This window comes from Hanstruepera ponticola (assembly GCF_002940745.1).
GTDB classification, from domain to species: Bacteria; Bacteroidota; Bacteroidia; order Flavobacteriales; family Flavobacteriaceae; genus Hanstruepera; species Hanstruepera ponticola.
The window spans coordinates 842,473-863,497 of record NZ_POTB01000001.1 but is presented as its reverse complement, the minus strand read 5'-3'; the positions used below and the strand labels follow the sequence as shown (position 1 = coordinate 863,497).

Annotated in this window: 21 protein-coding genes; 20 read left to right on the top strand and 1 reads right to left on the bottom strand. The window is 32.4% G+C overall.

Features of this window, described 5'->3' with window-relative positions; genetic code table 11:
• Window positions 1–29 precede the first annotated feature (29 nt).
• The 10 genes from C1S72_RS03830 to C1S72_RS03785 all read left to right on the top strand — a co-directional run bounded on the left by C1S72_RS03830 (window position 30) and on the right by C1S72_RS03785 (window position 9,174).
• A complete protein-coding gene (locus C1S72_RS03830; protein WP_205527082.1) occupies window positions 30–425 on the top strand; it encodes a cupin domain-containing protein in 396 nt (131 codons plus the stop codon).
• Window positions 422–1,534 (top strand): DegT/DnrJ/EryC1/StrS family aminotransferase, encoded by a 1,113-nt coding sequence (locus C1S72_RS03825; RefSeq protein ID WP_104734337.1) that lies wholly within the window; start codon window positions 422–424, stop codon window positions 1,532–1,534. The genes C1S72_RS03830 and C1S72_RS03825 overlap by 4 nt, the downstream gene beginning before the upstream one ends.
• The gene (locus C1S72_RS03820; protein WP_104734336.1) at window positions 1,527–2,285 is read left to right on the top strand and encodes a class I SAM-dependent DNA methyltransferase; all 759 of its coding nucleotides are present in this window, start codon (window positions 1,527–1,529) and stop codon (window positions 2,283–2,285) included. The genes C1S72_RS03825 and C1S72_RS03820 overlap by 8 nt, the downstream gene beginning before the upstream one ends.
• A complete protein-coding gene (locus C1S72_RS03815) occupies window positions 2,286–3,536 on the top strand; it encodes a glycosyltransferase family 4 protein (protein WP_104734335.1) in 1,251 nt (416 codons plus the stop codon).
• An 11-nt stretch (window positions 3,537–3,547) separates the two neighbouring features.
• A complete protein-coding gene (locus C1S72_RS03810) occupies window positions 3,548–4,288 on the top strand; it encodes an FkbM family methyltransferase (protein WP_104734334.1) in 741 nt (246 codons plus the stop codon).
• Between the two features lie 3 nt (window positions 4,289–4,291).
• Window positions 4,292–5,200: a glycosyltransferase family 2 protein gene (locus C1S72_RS03805; protein WP_104734333.1), complete on the top strand. Its 909-nt coding sequence runs from the start codon at window positions 4,292–4,294 to the stop codon at window positions 5,198–5,200.
• Window positions 5,197–6,324: a GDP-mannose 4,6-dehydratase gene (gene gmd, locus C1S72_RS03800; protein ID WP_104734332.1), complete on the top strand. Its 1,128-nt coding sequence runs from the start codon at window positions 5,197–5,199 to the stop codon at window positions 6,322–6,324. The genes C1S72_RS03805 and gmd overlap by 4 nt, the downstream gene beginning before the upstream one ends.
• The gene (locus C1S72_RS03795; protein ID WP_104734331.1) at window positions 6,317–7,243 is read left to right on the top strand and encodes a GDP-L-fucose synthase family protein; all 927 of its coding nucleotides are present in this window, start codon (window positions 6,317–6,319) and stop codon (window positions 7,241–7,243) included. Before gmd ends, C1S72_RS03795 begins: the two co-directional genes overlap by 8 nt.
• 66 nt (window positions 7,244–7,309) lie before the next feature.
• Window positions 7,310–8,122, top strand: a complete 813-nt coding sequence (locus tag C1S72_RS03790; RefSeq protein ID WP_104734330.1) for a glycosyltransferase family 2 protein — start codon at window positions 7,310–7,312, stop codon at window positions 8,120–8,122.
• Window positions 8,123–8,178: 56 nt separating this feature from the next.
• A complete protein-coding gene (locus C1S72_RS03785) occupies window positions 8,179–9,174 on the top strand; it encodes a glycosyltransferase family 2 protein (RefSeq protein ID WP_104734329.1) in 996 nt (331 codons plus the stop codon).
• Window positions 9,175–9,296: 122 nt separating this feature from the next.
• On the opposite strand, the gene C1S72_RS03780 is transcribed toward C1S72_RS03785, so the two are convergent.
• Window positions 9,297–10,154, bottom strand: a complete 858-nt coding sequence (locus C1S72_RS03780; RefSeq protein ID WP_104734328.1) for a class I SAM-dependent methyltransferase — start codon at window positions 10,152–10,154, stop codon at window positions 9,297–9,299.
• 292 nt (window positions 10,155–10,446) lie between these two features.
• Here C1S72_RS03780 and C1S72_RS03775 point away from each other — a divergent pair, with 292 nt between their 5' ends.
• The 10 genes from C1S72_RS03775 to C1S72_RS03730 all read left to right on the top strand — a co-directional run bounded on the left by C1S72_RS03775 (window position 10,447) and on the right by C1S72_RS03730 (window position 21,005).
• Window positions 10,447–11,841, top strand: coding sequence for an asparagine synthase-related protein (locus C1S72_RS03775; RefSeq protein ID WP_230401575.1), 1,395 nt, complete (start codon window positions 10,447–10,449; stop codon window positions 11,839–11,841).
• Window positions 11,842–11,856: 15 nt separating this feature from the next.
• Window positions 11,857–12,864: a glycosyltransferase family 2 protein gene (locus C1S72_RS03770; protein ID WP_104734327.1), complete on the top strand. Its 1,008-nt coding sequence runs from the start codon at window positions 11,857–11,859 to the stop codon at window positions 12,862–12,864.
• Between the two features lies 1 nt (window position 12,865).
• Window positions 12,866–13,447: a serine acetyltransferase gene (locus C1S72_RS03765; RefSeq protein WP_205527081.1), complete on the top strand. Its 582-nt coding sequence runs from the start codon at window positions 12,866–12,868 to the stop codon at window positions 13,445–13,447.
• On the top strand, window positions 13,440–14,540 hold the full coding sequence (locus C1S72_RS03760; RefSeq protein WP_104734326.1) for a glycosyltransferase: 1,101 nt from the start codon (window positions 13,440–13,442) through the stop codon (window positions 14,538–14,540). Before C1S72_RS03765 ends, C1S72_RS03760 begins: the two co-directional genes overlap by 8 nt.
• Window positions 14,541–14,542: 2 nt before the next feature.
• Window positions 14,543–15,394 (top strand): sulfotransferase domain-containing protein, encoded by an 852-nt coding sequence (locus tag C1S72_RS03755; RefSeq protein WP_104734325.1) that lies wholly within the window; start codon window positions 14,543–14,545, stop codon window positions 15,392–15,394.
• Between the two features lie 11 nt (window positions 15,395–15,405).
• Complete coding sequence (locus C1S72_RS03750) at window positions 15,406–16,833, top strand: MBOAT family O-acyltransferase (protein ID WP_104734324.1); 1,428 nt, start codon at window positions 15,406–15,408, stop codon at window positions 16,831–16,833.
• A gap of 23 nt (window positions 16,834–16,856) precedes the next feature.
• A complete protein-coding gene (locus C1S72_RS03745) occupies window positions 16,857–17,735 on the top strand; it encodes a hypothetical protein (RefSeq protein WP_162919920.1) in 879 nt (292 codons plus the stop codon).
• A 16-nt stretch (window positions 17,736–17,751) separates the two neighbouring features.
• Window positions 17,752–18,912, top strand: coding sequence for a glycosyltransferase family 4 protein (locus C1S72_RS03740; protein ID WP_205527080.1), 1,161 nt, complete (start codon window positions 17,752–17,754; stop codon window positions 18,910–18,912).
• 35 nt (window positions 18,913–18,947) lie between these two features.
• Window positions 18,948–20,165: a glycosyltransferase family 4 protein gene (locus tag C1S72_RS03735; protein ID WP_104734321.1), complete on the top strand. Its 1,218-nt coding sequence runs from the start codon at window positions 18,948–18,950 to the stop codon at window positions 20,163–20,165.
• 102 nt (window positions 20,166–20,267) lie between these two features.
• The gene (locus tag C1S72_RS03730) at window positions 20,268–21,005 is read left to right on the top strand and encodes a class I SAM-dependent methyltransferase (protein WP_104734320.1); all 738 of its coding nucleotides are present in this window, start codon (window positions 20,268–20,270) and stop codon (window positions 21,003–21,005) included.
• Window positions 21,006–21,025: the final 20 nt, after the last annotated feature.

Below are 21,025 nucleotides of genomic sequence, written 5' to 3'. Positions count from 1 at the left end.
TTGAAGAAATAAAGCATAATAATCAACTATTGGGAATACTTGTTAAATCATCATATGAAAAGGAAGGCATATCTTTTTTTACTCCAAATGATTTTTCTCAACAGCTGGGTTACATGAAACGTGAAAAAGATTACTTTATTGAACCCCATGTACATAATCCGGTTGAAAGACAGGTTGTATGGACACAAGAAGTTCTTTTTATTAAGTCGGGTAGGGTACGTGTTGACTTTTATAATGATGATAAAGTATATTTAGAAAGTAGAATAGTTAAAAAAGGTGATGTTATTTTATTGGCATCAGGAGGTCATGGATTTTGCATGCTAGAGACAAGTGAGATAATTGAAGTCAAACAAGGACCTTATTCGGGAGATAAAGATAAAACTAGATTTACTCCGGTAAGTAAAGAAAATATCAGATACAAATGATTCCAGTAAATACGCCACTACTTAAAGGGAATGAAAAAAAATATCTTAATGAGTGTATAGATTCTGGTTGGATATCTTCTGAAGGACCATTTGTTAAGCGTTTTGAAGATGACTTTTCAAAGTATATTGGTATGAGTCATGGTATTGCTGTAAGTAATGGTTCGGCCGCCTTGGACATAGCAGTGCGCGCCCTAAATTTAGAAGAAGGGTCCGAAGTTATAGTTCCTACTTTTACTATTATTTCTCCTATTCAATCTATATATAACGAAAAATTAGTTCCAGTATTAATTGATTCTGACCCTAACACTTGGAACATGCATGTTAACCAAATAGAGCCCAAAATAACCGCTAAAACCAAGGCTATATTAATAGTCCATATTTATGGATTACCTGTAGATGTTCAACCAATTTTAGACCTTGCAAAGAAATATAACTTAAAAATTATTGAAGATGCGGCTGAAATGCACGGTCAAACTTATAATGGAAAGAAGTGTGGTAGCTTTGGTGATATTAGTATTTTTAGTTTTTACCCCAATAAGCACATTACGACTGGTGAAGGAGGCATGGTTTTGACAAATAATAATGAATTAGCAGAACGTTGTAGGCAATTAAGAAATTTATGTTTTATTGCAGAGCGTCGGTTTGTCCATAGAGAGATTGGTTGGAATTATAGGATGACCAATATGCAAGCGGCTCTAGGTGTAGCTCAATTAGAACAAATAGATTATATAATAGAAAGGAAGCGATATATAGGCCATAGGTATCAAGATAACTTGAAGTATATTAAAGGTCTTCAATTACCTTTGGATTCTACGTTGTATTCGGAAAATATCTATTGGGTTTTTGGTATGGTTGCAGAAAGTGAGGATTTGTCTTTGACCATTCAAAAGAGATTAAATTCACATAAAATAGGAACTCGTCCATTTTTTTGGTGTATGCATGAGCAACCAGTTTTTAACTCAAAAGGTTTGTTTTTGGGAGAATCCTATCCAAATGCTGAAAGAATGGCAAGAAACGGTTTTTATATTCCTTCAGGTTTAGGATTAAGTGATTCAGAAATTGATGAAGTCTCAGAGCATTTATTAAAAGCGGCTGATTGCAATGGATAGATTTAATCTTTATGCAGCATATTATAACCTTTTATACGAAGACAAAGATTATCAATCTGAAGTCAACTATATTCTCCAGTTGTTTGAACGTCATAGTCTTTCTCCCTTAAAAAATGTATTGGATTTAGGATGTGGAACGGGTATTCATGCTAATTTGTTATCCAAATTAGGTTGTAATGTGGATGGCGTAGATGCTTCGATAAGGATGATTGAACAAGCTGAAAACACTTTTGGAAATAATCAGCTACTTAACTTTTATGTTGATGATATAATTGAATTTAAATCAAATAAGACTTATGATTTAGTGACATCATTATTTCATGTAATAAGTTATCAGAATACCAATATTGAATTATTAAAATCTTTTAAAACGGCTTATAATCATTTAGAAAATCAAGGCTTGTTTATTTTTGATTTTTGGTATGGCCCTGGCGTATTGACTGAACGTCCTGAAATGCGAATTAAGGAGTTAGAAAATAATAAGATTGTAGTAAAGCGAAAGGCCTTGCCACGACTCTTTATAAATGAAAATGTTGTAGATGTAAATTATGAAATTGACATTTTGGATAAAAATTCAGGTTCTTCAGAAAGTATAAAAGAAAAACACTCAATGCGCTATTTTTTTATTAAAGAATTAGCATTTTATTTGGAAAGTTCAGGCTTTAAAATGGCAGATTTTTTTGAATGGATGACTTTTGATAAACCTAATGACTCTTGCTGGAATGCAGTTGTTATAGCAAAAAAAATCTAGATGAAAGTAGCAGTTTGGCTCAATGAAGATATAGATAAACAAGTTGGAGGAGGTTTCTCCTACTCTGATAGATTGGTAGAACTTATTGATGAGAAAGAGTTCTCAAAAGATTTAGAATTAATTTTTTTGGCAAGAAAACCTTTAAAGGCTAAATATAAAAAACCAGTTTTAATTCTAAACTCAAGATCAGAATTAAAAATGCCATTTTTTCATAAAATACTTATTGGCTTTTTTAATAAAATCAAAATTTTCAATAATATTTCTGTCAGACTCAAAAATAAGCATAAAAAAAAGGTTAATGCAGCCGAAATAAAAGAATTACAGATTAACCATGTTCATGTTATATATTATTTGTTTCAAACTATGCAGAGTGTGCCAAACTTTCCTTTTATAGCTACCAATTGGGATTTAGGTCATTTGAGTATGCATGCATTCCCTGAAGTGAGTAATGATGCTTGTTTTGCCAAAAGAGAAAAATGGTATCATACTACATTTAAAAAAGCATTAGCTGTTTTTGTTGAATCTGAATCTGGAAAAAGAGAAGTAACAAATTACTTGAATGTTAATGAAGCCAGAATATTTGTAACACCCATTTTTCCTGGTAAAGTTATTCATGTTGATTTAAGTTTTGATATTCAGACCAAGATACTTTCTAAACTTGGTTTAAAATCTCAAAAATACTTTTTTTACCCTGCTCAATTTTGGGCACATAAAAACCATTATAATTTAATTCAAGGTTTTAAGCTTTTTTCTTCAATAGAAAAGGATGTGAAATTAGTTTTGACTGGGAGTGATAAAGGAAACTTAAACTATATTTTAAGTTTAATAGAAAAAGAGGAGCTAACGGAATCAGTTAAATATTTAGGATTTGTTGAATTAGACGCCATGAATACTTTGTACAGAAATGCTTTAGCACTAGTTATGCCAACATGTTTAGGGCCTACTAATATGCCTTTGTTAGAGGCTAGAGCTTTAGATTGCCCAGTACTTTGTTCTGATATTGAAGGCCATAAAGAGCAAATGGGAGATGGGGCACTATATTTTAACCCATTATTATCTGATGACATTTATAATGCTATGATTAAAATTACAGATGCGGATTATAGGAACGCGTTACTGGCAAGAGCTCATTTAGAGCTTTCTTCAAGTGTTTTTGAGGAAAAAAAATCAATGAATATATTAGATGAAAATTTATTAGAAATCAGTAATTACAGAAATTGTTGGAACTATATAGATGAAATAGAGTATTAACATGTTGATGAATGATTAAGAATTTTTTAAATAAATTATTGGCTCGATTTGGCCTAGAGTTAAGGCGGAGGCCTTTTAAGACTGGCAACGTTAATGTCAATAAATCATTTACCATGGCAGGTGGTTTACAGCGCTGTTTAGCGCGAGGTTTATCAGTTAAAACCGTAATAGATGTTGGAGCGTCTGATGGTAGGTGGTCTAAACTTTGTGCCCAAAGCTATCCTGATGCCCATTATTTACTAGTAGAAGCCCAACAGGAACACCAAGATAGGTTGGAAGTTTATTGTAAGAGTCATCCACATGCAGTTTACACCATAGCTGCTGCAGGACCTGAAGATGGTACCGTGTATTTTGATAATGCCGATTTATTTGGTGGTTTAGCTTCAATAGACCCGTTAAATAATAACCATGAAGTCGCAGCTATATCACTTGATAATGAAGTTGTGCGTCGCGGATTTGAACCCCCTTATTTGTTAAAACTGGATACCCATGGTTTTGAAGTTCCAATATTGGAAGGAGCTACAGCTATATTGCAAGAAGCGTCGTTGGTTATTATAGAAACCTATAACTATCAGCTAACCTCTAATAGCTTGCGGTATTATGAGATGTGTCAGTATATGGAAACCTTGGGTTTTTATCCTATTGAAATGGTTGATTTTACCTTAAGGGCTTATGACCACTCTTTTTGGCAAATGGACACATTTTTTGTTAAAAAGACTGATAAGGCTTTTACACATCATTCATACCAATAAAGTTTGTATAGCAGTTATCCAAAAATATCACTTGTCACACCCGTATATAATCAGGTGGATTATATTGAAGCTACAATACAATCAGTTATTACGCAAGATTATCCCAATTTAGAGTATATCATTATTGATGGTGGTAGTACGGATGGCACATTGGAAATTATAAAAGCCTACGAAGAACACTTAAGCACTTACGTAAGTGAACGCGATGAAGGGATGTACGATGCCTTGAACAAAGGCTTTGAACACGCAACAGGGGATATTATGGGCTGGATAAATAGTGATGATATTTTGTTGCCAAAAGCCTTGTTGACCCTTTCAAAATTATTTACCGATTTACCCCAGGTAAATTGGTTGCAGGGCTTGAATACTGTAATTGATTTGAAGGGTTATATTATAAGTACTCAATTTCCCAAGCGATTTAGTCTGATAACTGTACTAAATGGCGATTATAGATGGATACAACAAGAATCGACCTTTTGGCGTCGTAGTCTTTGGGAAACTTCAGGTGCCAAAATAAATACTAATCTAAAATTAGCAGGCGATTTTGAACTGTGGTTTCGATTTTTTCAACATGCCAGATTGTATTATGTGGCCATTCCTTTAGGTGCCTTCAGGAAACGGCCAGGGCAGTTATCCGCATTGCACTATGATACTTATAATGAGGAAGTATTTGATATTGTGGTTTCGTATTCCCAAAATCAAGCTGAAAAGTTGGCTTTAAAAAAAATACGTTGGATTAGTTTTTTTATTAGATTATTGAGTAAGTTGCGACTATTTAACCTCAATTATTTAGAGAGCAAGCGTTATAAACTGCTGAATATAGAAGGTTTAGATATTCGCTATTTGCATGATAAGCAGCAATATAGTTTGCGAGACAATAGATTATTACAAAAAGAAAGAACAGAGCAATGAAAATAGCATTGATAACAGGAATAACTGGTCAAGATGGTGCCTATCTGGCTGAATTTTTATTGGCTAAAGGTTATATAGTACACGGTGTAAAACGCCGCGCTTCATTATTGAATACAGACCGGATAGACCATTTGTACCAAGACCCACATGAGGATCATATTCGGTTTACATTACATTATGGTGATTTGAGTGACTCTATGAATTTAACACGAATTATTCAAGAAGTTCAACCCGATGAGATTTATAATTTGGGTGCCATGAGTCATGTAAAAGTGAGTTTTGATATGCCTGAATATACTGCTAATGTAGATGGATTGGGAACCTTACGTATTTTAGAAGCGGTTCGTTTATTAGGGCTCGTTGAAAAAACCAAAATTTATCAGGCTTCAACGTCTGAGTTATATGGTTTGGTGCAAGAAACCCCTCAAAGCGAAACCACGCCATTTTACCCACGTTCACCATATGGTGTTGCCAAGCTTTATGCCTATTGGATAACGGTAAATTACAGGGAGGCCTATAACATGTTTGCATGTAATGGTATCTTATTTAATCATGAATCGCCCTTACGAGGGGAAACCTTTGTGTCGCGTAAAATCACCCGCGCCGCCAGCAGGATAGCTTTAAAACAACAAGATGTTCTGTATTTAGGTAATTTGGATGCCAAACGTGATTGGGGTCATGCCAAGGATTATGTTGAAGCTATGTGGCTCATGCTACAACAAGACGAACCTCGTGATTATGTGATTGCGACAGGTGTTACGACTACCGTTCGTGAGTTTGTAATAAAGGCTTTTAAAGAGGTAGGTGTAAGTCTCATATTTAAAGGTGAAGGGGCAGAAGAGGTAGCTGTTGTTGATAGTTGTGATCATCCAGATTATCAATTAAATACTGGTGATATTGTAGTAAGAGTTGATCCTAATTATTACCGACCTACAGAAGTTGATTTGTTGGTAGGTGATGCCAGTAAATGTCATAATCTTTTAAAATGGCAGCCAAAATATAATTTACAACAATTAATAACCGAAATGATGGCTTGTGACTTGGAACACTGTAAACGCCATTCCCATTTAAGTGCAGGTGGTTTTGATAGTGAGGACAAAAAATCGGCGTTTAAGTATGAATAAAACAGCTAAAATATATATTGCTGGACATACAGGTATGGTTGGGTCTGCTATTTTAAGGCAGCTTCAGGCAGATGGCTTTAAAAATATCGTGGTTAGAAACTCAAAAGAATTAAACCTAATACATCAAGAAGCTGTTTGGGATTTTTTTGAAGTCGAAAAGCCTGACTATGTTTTCTTGGCAGCTGCAAAAGTAGGTGGGATTCAAGCTAACAATACTTTTAGGGCTGAATTTTTATATGATAATCTTATGATGGCTTCAAATGTTATTCATGCGAGTTATGAGTACAATGTTACAAAACTTTTGTTTTTGGGTTCATCATGTATTTATCCAAAGTTTGCCAATCAGCCCATTGATGAATCCAGTATGCTTACAGGGGCTTTAGAACCTACCAACGAACCCTATGCTATTGCCAAAATAGCTGGCGTGAAGTTATGCGAAAACTATAGAAGACAGTACGGTTGTGATTTTATTTCGGTGATGCCCACAAACTTATATGGTCCCAATGATAATTTTGATTTAAAGACTTCACATGTGCTACCTGCATTATTGCGGAAGTTTCACGAAGCCAAAGAGGCTGATTTACCTACTGTAGAGGTTTGGGGTACTGGGAATCCTAAACGCGAGTTTTTGCATGTTGATGATTTGGCTTCGGCTTGTTGTTTTTTAATGGAACAGTATTCTGATGGCGCACCAATTAATGTAGGCACAGGAACTGATTTATCTATTAAGGAATTAGCTGAAATTATCAAGGAAATTGTTGGTTTCAAGGGCTCTATTATATGGAATAGCAACAAACCAGATGGTACTCCCAGAAAATTATTGGACGTAAGTAAGATTCATGATCTGGGATGGCGACACCAAATTGAGCTTGTTTCTGGTATTGAATCGGTTTATAAAACAAGGTTTGTACCTACTTAATACTTTTGTTTGGTTATGAATCTTATATTTGTTACAATCTTATAGTATTTATTTTCATACCAACAGTTGAAAAAACCGGTATTTTCCATAATAATCCCTACCTATAATTCTGAAGCTACTTTAGCAAGGGCGCTTGAAAGTATTTTAGAGCAGTCATTTAAAAATTATGAAATTTTAATAATGGATGGTCTATCAACCGATAGCACGTGTGCTATTGTTGAAGCTTTTAAAGTAAAAAATCCTTCTATCAGCCTGGTTTCAGAACCCGATTCAGGGATTTATGATGCCATGAATAAGGGTATTGTTTTAGCAAAAGGGGAATGGTTGTACTTTTTAGGTAGCGATGATTATTTATTTGATAATCAAGTATTGGAATCTGTTCATAGCTTTATTGTTAATACTACTTATGAAGTTGTTTATGGTCAAGTGCAGTCAGATGGTTTTAACGGTCTTTATGACGGAGAATTTGATTGTTTAAAACTGACACGTAAAAACATTTGTCACCAAGCCATATTTGTAAAGAAACATGTTTTTGATAAAATAGGTAATTTTGATACCAGTTATACGTCTGTTGCCGATTGGCACCATAATATTAGATGGTTTTATAACCGCAAGATACCACATCAATACATAGAAGTAACCATTGCAGAATATGCTGACGATGGCTATAGTACACATAATAGAGATGAGAAGTTTTTGGATTTAAAAAATGAAATATTGTTTAAGTATGGATTTTTTAAATTACCATTGAATAATTTGATTAATATCACCACCAAAATTGTAAAAAAGTATAAAACTCAAAATCACTATTTTTATTTTTTGATTTATGGTTTTATTTTATTCTGCTTAAAATTGAAGAAGCTTTTAATTAGTTTTTAATTAAACCTTAAAAGAATACTATTATTATATTTTTGGACTTATAACGAATAATTAACATGCCCAAGGTTTCTATAATCATTCCTAATTTTAATCACCAGCCTTTTTTAAAACAAAGAATTGATAGTGTGTTTAATCAAACATTTCAGGACTTTGAGTTAATCCTTTTAGATGATGCGTCTAGTGATGATAGTCAAGATGTTTTAAAACTTTATTTATCTCATCCAAAAGTATCATGTTTGTTAATTAATGAAGTTAATTCAGGGTCTGTATTCAAGCAATGGATAAAAGGTATTGAGCTCTCTAAAGGCAAATATATTTGGATAGCTGAAAGTGATGATTATGCTGATTCTAAATTTTTAGAAACAACACTTAGTCCATTTTCGTATAATGATTCTTTGGGTATGGTATTTACTGATACTGAAAAAGTTGACTATCAAGGAAACTCTCTAGGTCTTGTGTCTAAAAGCAAGAGTATATTGGCTGATTTATCAAATAATAATGATTTAATTAATAAGTCAAACTTATCTAGCTATTTATTAAAACAAATGGTTATTGTAAATGCCAGTAGTGTACTTTTTAAAAAAGAAGCCCTTTTACAATTGGATTTTAATAGTCTAAAAAAGTTTAAAAATACAGGTGATGTATTTGTTTATCTGGGTGTTGCTCTAAACTATGATATCTTTTTTTTACCACAACCCTTAAATTTTATGAGGTTGCATGAGCGGAACACGACCAAAAAATACAAAAGAAATGGACAGATTTATAAGGATAAGCTTCTGATGTTAGATTATTACCTAAAAGATTTTCATGATAAAAATATTAACAAAGCGGATTTACTATATTTTTTTAAATCCAACATGCTGTTTTTTGCTGATTATATGATGGTTAAAACCATAAAGGCTACAGTAAATAAAATGGTTGATTTTAATTTTATTTCTAAAACAGAACAGCTAAAGATACTTACAGTAATTTTTATCTATAAAATAGTCACCTTTAACGGAAGACCGCACACCATTCGTAAGTTTTTTAAGTTCCTTATCAAAAATACTTAAAGGGTTTTTGATAATTAAGAATTTGTAAAACCTAAATGAATAGTTAATTTAAAATTAGCATTCTTCTCAAAAATAAAACTTTAGCTTAAAGTCAAAGGTTATACTAATAGAAATTTTAAAGGTTATTGTTTGGAGAGATTATAACAAATAAAGGCCAAATCATTTTTTCTAACGCCAAACTCAGGTTTGCAAGCGGAGCCCATGTCTATAACTTCTACCTTGTCAAAATATAATTGCATTTTTTTTATTACATCTAAACCATAATGTCGAAAATGACCATTTCTGTCCGTACTTTTAAATTCAACTGTATCATACAAATGGTAATCGCCAGGTATTGTAATTATGGCCTTTCCGCCATTATTTAAAATTCTTGATAGTTCTTTGAAGGCTAAATCATCCTTTGGTACGTGCTCAATTACATGATTGCATAAAATGTAATCAAAACTTTTATCAGGAAAAGTTAATTCTTGAATATCCTGATTAGGAAAGTCAACATCATGAGAATAATAATCGGTGGTTTTTATTTTAATATTTTTTTTTTTGCTCTGTAGAATTTTTAGAATTACTTTTTCAGGTGCAAAAAAAAGAAGATTCAGTTTTTTGTTTTCAAGATGCTGGTTGAGTACAATAGAAAGCCCACGATGCCTTGATCTAGAATCACAGTTTGGGCATCTAGAATGATAAGTAATTCTCTTATCATTTGATGTTGCAATAAATCCTGGACCTGAATATTTGCAACAAGGACATATTTTGATCTTCTTATTTTTATTAAAAACGAAAGTTTTTGTATTGGCAAAAACCTGAATCTGATAATTTAAAAAAAACCTTACATTTCCTTTTAAGAGGTTGGCTTTAATATTATGAAACGATTGATTTATCAGACTTTTTAACGAAGGCTCTCCGCTTCCTCTCCAGCCAGGATTATTTTTTGATACTTGACCAATATTTTTATCATTAGTGTTAATGCGTGTTTGAATCATTATCAAAAATAATTTAATACCAATATAAAAGATATAAGGTTTTAATCAAATTTAAATTCTTAATTGACAAATTACCTTTTTTATTTAATTAATGACAAATATATTTAAGTAATTAACTCTAATTGCAATTGTTTAAATTTTAATTTCTATTAGTATGAAAGTTTTACTGTGTATTGTCGTTTAGACAATCAGAAAATATAATAATTCTTAAAATTTTAGGTATTTAATTAGCAAACGGCATACATATTTTATTATAATTGAATAACTTTGACTCCAACCTAACCTAACACGTGTGGAAGTAATTAAAACTGACATTTTACCAAATTGTCATGTTATAGCCAAGGTTGACCAGCCAAACACCTTAAATTTAAAAGCTCTTTGCATCTTTGCAGCTACGGGTTTTTTTATGGATGACGATACTTATTGGAAAAATGAAGTTTGTTTGCGTCCAGCTCACAAACATCAGTTAGATGAGCATGGTATCTTGAAATCCAGTAAACCTTGGTTTGAATGGCATTATTCACCAAACGAACTGACTTTTGAACAAACTCTTGAAGCTTATATAGCTTTATTGACACAAATTACTAAAGAACAATTGGGCGATAACCCTGTTATTTTACCTTTATCAGGTGGTTTAGATAGTCGCAGTCAGGCAATGGTTCTTAAAGATTTTGATAATCCTGTACACGCTTACAGTTATCGTTTTTTAAATGGGTATCCAGAACATCATATAGCGAAAAAGATAGCCGATGTTTGTGGTTTTTCTTTTGAAGCTTTTCAGATCCCAAAGGGTTATTTGTGGCATTGCATCGATGATTTGGCTCATATAAATAAGTGCTATTCTGAATTTACCCATCCAAGGCAAATGGCTGTTTTACCACAATTAAAGCAAATGAAAGGTGTGTTTTCATTAGGTCATTGGGGTGACGTCCTTTTTGATAAGGGTGCACCAGAAGGGTCAACTCATGTCGAGATACTACCCTTATTGTTAAAAAAAATGTTGAAGCCTGGTGGGTTGGAATTTGCCAATGCTCTATGGAAAGCTTGGGGTTTGGATGGTGATTTTAAATCTTATTTTATTGGTAGAATAGAAATTGCATTATCCAAAATCAATATAGAAAATGTAAGTGCCAAAATAAGAGCATTTAAAACAACTCAATGGGCACATCGTTGGACGACGAACAATTTAAGTGTTTTTGAAGCTGCAAATCCCATAACACTTCCTTATTATGATAATCGGATGAGTCAGTTTATATGTACAGTTCCTGAAGCATTTCTAGCGAATCGTAGGTTGCAAATTGCACATTTAAAACAAGATAAAGCTTTGTCTAATATTACTTGGCAAGCTCAAAGACCCTATAGTATCAATAATTTTGATTATAATAAAACACCTTACAACCTGCCTTATAGGGTAATGAATAAATTACAAAGAAGTTTACAGGCAGCTACTGGTAAACCTTACATTCAGCGTAATTTTGAATTACAGTTTTTAGGAGTTGAAAATGATAAGGCCTTAAGTATGCATTTATTTGATGATATGTTATCAGATTTTATTCCTCAAGAGGTTACACATACATTTTACAATTTGTTTAAGGAAAAAGATGTGGTATATTACTCGCACCCTGTGAGCATGTTGTTGACTTTTGCGTTATGGCAGAAACATTTTAATAACAAGCTAAAGCATTAATGAAATAATAGGCTAATGAAGTTATCTATCATCATACCCGTTTATAATGGTGAAAAATTTATTTTAAGATCTTATAAATCTATTCTGAATCAGAATATTGAGGATATCGATTATGAAATTTTATACATCAATAATAATTCTACTGACAATTCAGAACAAATTATACGAATTCTACAACAGGAAAATTCTCAAATCAAATTATATAATCAAACGAAGCAGGGAGAAGCACAAGCCAGAAACATGGGTATTGAGAAAGCTAGTGGCGATTATTTATATCAATTGGATGTAGATGACCAAACTTTTCCTAGTGTCTTAAATCGTATGATTAAAGTTTTGGACAAATACCCTGAAGTAGATGCAGTATTTGGTAAGATGTATAAAACCAACAAAACATTAGCAACAATTAATATACCTAGTGATCAAACACACGAGGTTCTGATTAAAGAGAAACCCTATTGGGGTTTAAAATGGTTTTCTGATTTGGGTTCTGTGGTAGGAGAAGGGGCTTTTATGCATCGCAGAAAGGTATTTGAAACAATTGGCTGTTATACGGAGGAGTTGCCAATAATTGGTACCGATTTGGCTTTTGATATTAAGTTAGGTATGTTATGTAATATAGCTTATTTGGACACCTATATTTATTTATATTTTAAGCATGATATTTCACTGATTCAAGGTGTCAAGAAGAAAATGCCTCGTGCTTTTATGGTTTGGCCGCGCTTGGTAAAAGAGCATTTGCCTTTTTATTTCTCACATAAAGTACCGAAGCGTTTTGAAATCTTACTGTTTTCACAACTATTCCAGTCTTTAGGCCGTCAAATAACTTTCACAGAAGGTATTACAAAAAGGTTTCAATTAAAAAAACAGCTATTTGATGAGATTGCCGAAGTTGAAATACCGCTATTGATTCGGGTTTATTTAACTATTTTAGTTGTATTTCCATTCTCTTTTAATAGAAAAATATATGGCTATTATATTGTTCCGTATGCTGTAAAAAGAATTCCAAGCCAAAAGCCATACTGAAATGAGCCTTAAATTAAGACATATATTAAAGAAACTTTTATTAAAATTGTTATTTCAAAAATATGTTTTGAGTAATGATGTTGTAAAGGCAGATATGAAACAGACTTTAGCAGCAAGAGGTAGTAAAATGGTAGCTGAAATACCCAAAAAACAATTTGATCATCTTATGTTATATTACCCTGAATTTGCCTTTTTATTTTTTTGGCGGATTGATAAAAATAACTACCGTTGGCGCAGGTTATTTGTAAAGGAATTTCATTGTAAAATTTTTAAGAGCACTAAAATAGCTGGAGGTTTAATGTGTTATCATCCCTTTGCGACAGTTATTAATGCTAAATCCATAGGAGAGAATTTTCAATTTAGAAATGGTTTAACTATTGGAAACAAAAACAATGATAATTCACTGCTACCAGAAATTGGAAACAATGTTACGGTAGGTGCCCAAGTAGTCATTATAGGCGATATTGTTATAGGTGATAACGTTAGCATAGGGGCAGGTTCGGTTGTTGTTAAAGACGTACCCTCTAATTGTGTTATTGCCGGAAATCCAGCTCAAATAATTAGAACACTACCTAATGAGTAAAAAAATACGTATCCTTTTTACAACTTCCAATTTCAATACTGCTGGTAGTGGAAAAGTTATTTATGATTTAATCAATGGGTTGGATAAAACAAAATTTGATATTGAGATTGCTTGTGGAAATGACGAGGGACATTATTTTAAAGTTGTAAAATCTTTAGGTTTACCTATTCATATTTTTAAAACAAAAACGACTTATAGGCCCTATCATTCATTGCTTTATAGGATTCTGAAAATATCTCGTTTTTTCAGAACACATCAGTATGATATAGTCCACTCTTGGCAGTGGAGCAATGATTGGACAGAGGCCGTTGCAGCTAAATTTAGTGGTGCCAAATGGTTATACACTAAAAAAGCAATGGGTTTTAAAAGTAAGCATTGGCGCATTAAAAGTTATATAGCTGACTTTATTGTTACTATTAATGATGAGATGCGTGATTATTTTCCTAATAAGAATGCACAAGCATTGATTCCTTTGGGTATTGATACAGATTATTATAATCCGGATAGTTTTAAAAATCAAAATAATAATAATGATTCTAAATTTAAAGTAATTACAGTAGCCAACTTGGTACCTGTTAAAGGGATTGAAGTTTTGATTCATGCTATTAAAAATCTTAATGATTCAACTATTCAACTTACAGTTCTAGGAGATAATCAAACATTATATGCGCAAGAAATAATAGGTTTAACCGAAACGTTAGGAATGTCAAAACAAGTTGATTTTATTGGAAAACAACTTGATGTCAGGCCATATTTGGTGTCATCTGACTTGTATGTTATACCAACCTTAAACCAAGGGCGAAGAGAGGGTATGCCAATGGCATTGGTTGAAGCAATGAGTATGAGAGTGCCTGCACTTGGTTCGAATATATCGGGAATCAATTTTGTTTTAAAAGATTTTAAGGAACTGCTTTTTGAGTCTGGTGATTCAAACGCTTTAGGTTTGAAGATTCGGGAGATGCAGTCTATAGGTGTTGAAAAGCGCAAAGCACTTGGAGAACGCCTACGGGTTTATTGTAAATCTCATTATTCTATGGAAACATTTATAGCGTCTCATGAATCCTTGTATAAAAAACTAGTGAATAAAAATTAATAATGTCAAGGTTCAATAAACATATCATTATTTTGGGTAGCGCTAGGAGTGGGACAAGTTGGTTGAGCGAAACAATGGCCAGCCAACATAGATACCGCCTTTTGTTTGAACCAGAGCATGAAACACAAACTCAAAAAGGACATTTAGTTTGTGATAAATGGTATAGAAATACAAATGACAGTCCAGATGCTCATAGGTATTTAAATAATGTGTTTGGGAATAAGATTGATAATGATTGGATTGCACAAAATAGCAATCGTAAATTTAAACGTCATTTATGGCCCTTGATACCCAAAAAGTATATTATTAAGTTTGTTCGTGCTAATCTTTTATCTCATTATTTTAATGACTACTTTGAGATTCCCGTAATTCACATGATTAGAAACCCATATGATGTTATATTGTCACAAAAACGTGTCAAATTTCCATGGCTCTATGATTTGTCACATTTTGTAGTTCAGGAAGATTTAAAAATCTTAATCAAAGACAAGTTTAACTTTGATATTTCCAATTATTCGCAATTGAGTGATGTTGAAGTATTAACTTTAAGATGGTGTATAGAAAATGTATTGCCTTTGGAAGTCCTAAAGAATACTAATAAGCTGTTTAAATTAGTCAGATATGAAGATTTAAAGTCAAATGTTGAGGAATATAGATTGTTATGTGAAGAATTAGATATTACACCAATAGATGATTTAGATAAATTATATGCACAGCCATCAACTAAAACACATTCAAGAAGTGTTATAATAAATACAGACAAACAAGAAAATAAATGGGTTGTCAGTGATTTAGAAAGAATAAATTTGATATTAGATGTTTTTAAAACACGACTTTACCCCAAACTTGAGTGATATAAAATAATATGCTATTTAACTCCATAGATTTCGCTATATTTTTACCAATAGTTTTTGTGCTGTATTGGTTTGTTTTTAAGAACTCATTAAAACTGCAAAACCTATTTATTGTTATAGCTAGTTATGTGTTTTATGGTTGGTGGGATTGGCGGTTTCTTTCTTTGATTGTGTTCAGTACATTAGTTGATTTTTTTGTTGCTCAACAAATAAACAAAGTTCAACATGATATAAATAGAAAATGTCTTCTGTGTATAAGTTTACTCATCAATTTAGGGCTGTTAGGTTTTTTTAAATATTACAATTTTTTTATTGAAAGCTGGATGGATGCTTGGTCATTATTTGGAGTTTCTATGCAAATTGAAACTTTAAGGATTATTCTTCCTGTTGGTATTTCCTTTTATACCTTTCAGACCTTGAGTTATACCATAGATATTTACCGAAAAAAACTGAAGCCAACAAATGATTTTGTTCAATTTGCAGCATTTGTATCATTTTTCCCGCAGTTGGTAGCTGGTCCTATTGAGCGTGCTAAAAACTTACTACCTCAATTTAATAAGACCAGAGTTTTTGATAGTCAATTTGCTATAAGTGGTTTTTATTTGATAATCTGGGGCTTGTTTAAAAAAGTAGTTGTGGCCGATAATTGTGCCTTTTTTGTCAATCAGATATTTGATGGTTCGGGTAGTTTCTCTTCAATGGAATTGTTTTTGGGAGCAGTACTTTTTGCATTTCAAATTTATGGTGATTTTTCGGGCTATTCAGATATAGCTATTGGTGTTGCCAGATTGTTTGGCTTTTCACTAAAGATAAATTTTTCATTTCCTTATTTTTCAAGAGATATTGCCGAGTTTTGGCGACGCTGGCATATATCGCTTTCAACCTGGTTTCGGGATTATTTGTATATACCATTGGGTGGCTCGCGAGGTAGTACATGGATGCGTGTGCGCAATGTTGCTATCGTTTTTTTGATTAGTGGTTTTTGGCATGGTGCCAATTGGACCTTTATAGCTTGGGGTGGTATTCATGCTATGTTATTTTTACCTTTGTTATTAGCAAAAATTAATAGAACTCATTTGATAACTACGCGGTTATCACTTTTACAACTTCCTAAAGTGATTGTTACTTTTGTATTAGTAACATTAGCATGGGTGTATTTTAGAGCTGACACAATTACGATGGCTAATAGCATCATTGAAAATATATTAAGTTTCAATAGTAAATCTATATCGTTTTTTTATGCTACTTCAAAATCACAGTTATTTAGTATTATTATAACTTTTAGCATAATAATCATGTTGTTTTTTGAGTTGAAAACAGTTCAAAAAAACCAGAAAGAGGTTCAGTTAACTTCTTATTCCGCTATATTTATAGTGCTGTTAATAGTCTTTATGGGTGTCTTTAAAAACCCATCTGATTTTATTTATTTTCAATTTTAAAGATGTTGCAATTTTTTAAAAAAATGGGACTGATTTTAATAGGAGCTTTCTTAGTATCCTACATAATTAGTCATGCAAGCCTGTGGTTATTGCGTCAGTCCCATTTTTATAAGCCTAGTTATTTGACTAACGGTATTAAGCAAACGGATTTTGACTATATAATTTTGGGAGCTAGTACGGGTTTAACAACTTTAAATACGCATACTATAGATTCTGTTTTACATACTGAAGGCTTAAATTTATCAGTTGATGATACGGCTTTACCCAGTCAGTATTTGATGTTACAACACTTTTTAGCGCAAGGGAAACGAACAGATTATTGTATATTGGCACCAAACCCAAAAAATTACAATACCAGAATCCATACTTTAAGTGATAATGATTACCGTTTTATAATGTATGCCAATAGACCTTATGTAAATGGTTATTACAAACTATTTTCAGGAACTCGTGCCAATATTTTAAAGCACAGTAGTTGGTTGCCCGTTCTTGGAGTATCTTACTACAATGCTGAATTATTATATCCTTCATTATATAGTTTTATAAAACCTAAAAGTCATAATCGATTTGATGATAAGGGCAATTATACCTATCCTAATAAAAGTTTTATTGATTCTCCAATTAAGTCATTTAAACCTAGTTCTATTACTTTTGAAAATGAGTATGTTCAAAAAATTAAAGATTTATGTGATTTGCATGGCATTACGATGATTTGTTATATTACACCAATGAAAGGCCTTAAAGCTCTTGTGGATAACAAGAATTATCATATCATTAATCACTCTGATTTATTAAAAAATTCAAGTTTTTTTCATGATATTATTCATATCAATACCTCGGGTAGAAAAAAGGCTAGTCTTCAATTTGCTGCAGATTTTTTGGACTATTTAAAACAACCATGAATTTTTGAAAAAGCCTATGACAATAGCCATTTATTCAGGTGAAATACCAAGTACAACTTTTATTGAACGGCTAATTAAGGGATTGTCAAATGAAAGCCATGAAATTTTTCTTTTTGGAATTAAAAGAATTTCTCTTAAATACCCTAAAGTAATTAAGGTGATTGGGTATAAAGAGAACCGTTTAAGTAAAGCATTACATTTATTAAAATATACATTATTGCTCTTCTTTTTTAAAAGAAAAGAAAAATGTATTCTTGATGCACTTCTTAAAGATGCTGATAGAAATACACTAAATGATAAAGTGAAAAGTTATCCCGTATTATGGCACAAACCAGATATATTTCATTTGCAATGGGCGAAAGGTATTGGAGATTGGATGTGGGTTCAGAAATTTGGGATGAAACTTGTGGTAAGCTTGCGAGGTGCCCACATTAATTATTCGCCCATAGCAGATGTCAATTTGGCCAAATTATATAAGCAAACTTTTCCTAAAGTTGATGCGTTTCATGCCGTTTCAGAGTCAATAGGCATAGAATCTGAAAAGTATGGTGCTCTAAAAGACATAATTAAAGTCGTTTATAGTGGTCTTGACCTAAATGATTTTAATTTAGATAAACAAACGAAAACAGGCTCATGTTTTAATATTATTTCGGTTGGACGACCACATTGGATTAAAGGCTATAAATATGCTCTTGATGCTTGTAGTATATTGAAGTCCAAAAACTTTATGTTTAAGTACATAATTATCGGTGCAGCTAATAATGTTGAATTAATGCACCAAATACACGATTTAAACCTGCAAGAGCAAGTTGTGCTGCTGAATAAAATGCCGTTACACGAAGTCAAAAAATATATTAATAATTCAGATTTATTGTTATTACCCAGCACAAAAGAAGGTTTAGCTAATGTCGTATTGGAGGCAATGGCTCTTAAAACTCTGGTTTTAAGTACGGATTGTGGAGGTGTTGAAGAAGTAATTGTAAATGATAAGAATGGTTTTTTAGCACCTATAAGAGATTCAGTGCAAATGGCTAATAGTATATTAGCGATTAGTAAATTGGATGATCGTCGTAAAACAGAAGTGCTGAATGAAGCCTATAGCACTATTATTGAAAATCATAACGAAAGACAAATGGTACTGAATATGATTCAAATTTATAATGAACTGATGTCATAAAATATTTTAAAAACTATTAGATTCATTTTTATAGAATGAAACAAAAAATTAAAATTGGGTTAGTTTTATCATCACCACCAGGGTATTCTGAAACCTTTTTTAGGAATAAAATAAGAGGCCTTCAGAAACATGGTTATGTGGTAGTCCTATTTGTTGAAAATTTAGGCCAAATACCAGATGATTTAAATTGTTCAATTTATGCGGCCCCTAGTTTTAATGGCGGTATAGTTTTGAAAGCAATGACCTTTTTTAGCGTGTTGATTCGGTCTTTTATTTTACACCCAATGCGAACCTTGAGGCTTTATCGTTTAGATAAGTCTGATGGTTTTTCTTTTAAAAAAAGAATAAAGAACATTGTTTTAAATGCTTTTATTTTAAAACAGGATTTAGATTGGTTGCATTTTGGTTTTGGTATGCTGGCTGTAAATCGTGAAAATGTTGCTAAAGCTATAGGAGCCCAAATGGCTGTGAGTTTTAGAGGGTTTGATTTGTACTTATCGCCTTTAAAACATCCAAATTGTTATGTGAATTTATTTAAAAAGCATGTTCATTATCACGTTTTGTCAGCGGAAATGAAGCGAGATTTACAGCAATATGGTATTTCCAGTAAAAAAATTCAGGTAATAACACCAGCTATTGATGTTTCATTTTTTCAAAAACAAGATCAAAACCTGATTTATAATGGGGAAATGCTTAAGATTATTACTGTAGCCAGATTGCATTGGAAAAAAGGATTGGAATATACTTTGGAAGCCTTATCGCTTCTAAAAGCTAGTGGCGTTAGGTTTACATACACCATTATTGGAGTAGGTGAACAGTATGAACGTTTAATGTTTGCTGCTTATCAATTAAACATTTTAGACAACATTCATTTTCTAGGTAAGGCCAATCACGAAGTTATAAAGGAACAATTAAGTAAGGCAGATATCTATTTGCAATACAGCATTCAAGAAGGGTTTTGTAATGCGGTTTTAGAGGCGCAAGCCATGGGATTGTTATGTATTTCTAGTGACGCCGAGGGTTTGTCTGAAAATATTTTGCATGAGCAAACGGGTTGGGTTGTTCCCAAACGTCAGCCTAAACTATTAGCCGAAAAAATTCAGGAAGTCATGGCATTACCTGATTCTATCAAAGCATCCATCAGAGATCAGGCTGTTACAAGAGTTCGTGAGCAGTTTAATCTGGAATTACAACAGCAAGCATTTTTAGCGTTTTATGACACAAAGACAAATATGGTAGAAGGTGCCTTATAAATTTAAATGACACAGCTTATTATATTTCTTTTTAAGAAACTTTAAGGATTTCTTATGTATATCGCTTATTATTGTATTTTAAAAATTTTTTAAAAATCAGCAATGACCATTTATGAATTTATGCGTTGGGCAACCTTTCCTTTGATGCCCGTACATTTAAATGTTGTTAGAAATGACCTAAAACATTTGTTGAAAGTTACTAGTAAAGTTGATAATTGCCTGAATATTTTAGATGTTGGGGGTAGGAAATCACCTTATACTATCAATTTAAAAGCAGATGTCACCTTGCTCGATGTGCCACAAGAAAGTGAAACTCAAGAACAGCTACATTTAGGATTTACAAGTGACATATCATCATTTGTTGAAAATAAGCGTAGCAATATTAATGAGATTATTATTCAGGACATGACCCAATCAAAACTACCAGAGGCTTCTTATGACGCAGTGGTAAGTATTGAGGTTATTGAGCATGTGGAGGCCGATGAGTTGTTTGTTCAAAACATTTCTAAAGTTATAAAAAAAGGTGGTTGGGCTTATTTTACAACACCCAATGGGGATTATATTAAAAATGAAGGCCCTGATAAAAATCCCGATCATGTAAGGCATTATACAAAGCAGCAATTACAAACCTTGCTGGAAAAGTATTTTTCAAACGTTGACGTGCATTATGCTGTAAGAACAGGTAAATATCGTGTATGGGGTTTGCAAAGTTTTAAAAAAGGGAATCCTTTGACACTTTTTAAATCCATAACAGGAAATATAGTTAATAGGCTTCAGTCTATAGGTGTTCAAGAGACACCATCGGGAACAGCTCATTTAATTGCTGTCGCTTATAAATAAGGTAAATGCTTAAATTAGCA

Excerpts from the sequence above, each read along its gene's own strand:
- C1S72_RS03770 (WP_104734327.1), top strand. The coding sequence starts at position 11,857 with ATGAAGTTATCTATCATCATACCCGTTTATAATGGTGAAAAATTTATT.
- C1S72_RS03750 (WP_104734324.1), top strand. The coding sequence starts at position 15,406 with ATGCTATTTAACTCCATAGATTTCGCTATATTTTTACCAATAGTTTTT.
- C1S72_RS03730 (WP_104734320.1), top strand. The coding sequence starts at position 20,268 with ATGACCATTTATGAATTTATGCGTTGGGCAACCTTTCCTTTGATGCCC.
- C1S72_RS03740 (WP_205527080.1), top strand. The coding sequence starts at position 17,752 with ATGACAATAGCCATTTATTCAGGTGAAATACCAAGTACAACTTTTATT.
- C1S72_RS03735 (WP_104734321.1), top strand. The coding sequence starts at position 18,948 with ATGAAACAAAAAATTAAAATTGGGTTAGTTTTATCATCACCACCAGGG.
- C1S72_RS03815 (WP_104734335.1), top strand. The coding sequence starts at position 2,286 with ATGAAAGTAGCAGTTTGGCTCAATGAAGATATAGATAAACAAGTTGGA.
- C1S72_RS03795 (WP_104734331.1), top strand. The coding sequence starts at position 6,317 with ATGAATAAAACAGCTAAAATATATATTGCTGGACATACAGGTATGGTT.
- C1S72_RS03765 (WP_205527081.1), top strand. The coding sequence starts at position 12,866 with ATGAGCCTTAAATTAAGACATATATTAAAGAAACTTTTATTAAAATTG.
- C1S72_RS03755 (WP_104734325.1), top strand. The coding sequence starts at position 14,543 with ATGTCAAGGTTCAATAAACATATCATTATTTTGGGTAGCGCTAGGAGT.
- C1S72_RS03820 (WP_104734336.1), top strand. The coding sequence starts at position 1,527 with ATGGATAGATTTAATCTTTATGCAGCATATTATAACCTTTTATACGAA.
- C1S72_RS03780 (WP_104734328.1), bottom strand. The coding sequence starts at position 10,154 with ATGATTCAAACACGCATTAACACTAATGATAAAAATATTGGTCAAGTA.
- C1S72_RS03745 (WP_162919920.1), top strand. The coding sequence starts at position 16,857 with ATGGGACTGATTTTAATAGGAGCTTTCTTAGTATCCTACATAATTAGT.
- gmd (WP_104734332.1), top strand. The coding sequence starts at position 5,197 with ATGAAAATAGCATTGATAACAGGAATAACTGGTCAAGATGGTGCCTAT.
- C1S72_RS03760 (WP_104734326.1), top strand. The coding sequence starts at position 13,440 with ATGAGTAAAAAAATACGTATCCTTTTTACAACTTCCAATTTCAATACT.
- C1S72_RS03785 (WP_104734329.1), top strand. The coding sequence starts at position 8,179 with ATGCCCAAGGTTTCTATAATCATTCCTAATTTTAATCACCAGCCTTTT.
- C1S72_RS03810 (WP_104734334.1), top strand. The coding sequence starts at position 3,548 with ATGATTAAGAATTTTTTAAATAAATTATTGGCTCGATTTGGCCTAGAG.
- C1S72_RS03825 (WP_104734337.1), top strand. The coding sequence starts at position 422 with ATGATTCCAGTAAATACGCCACTACTTAAAGGGAATGAAAAAAAATAT.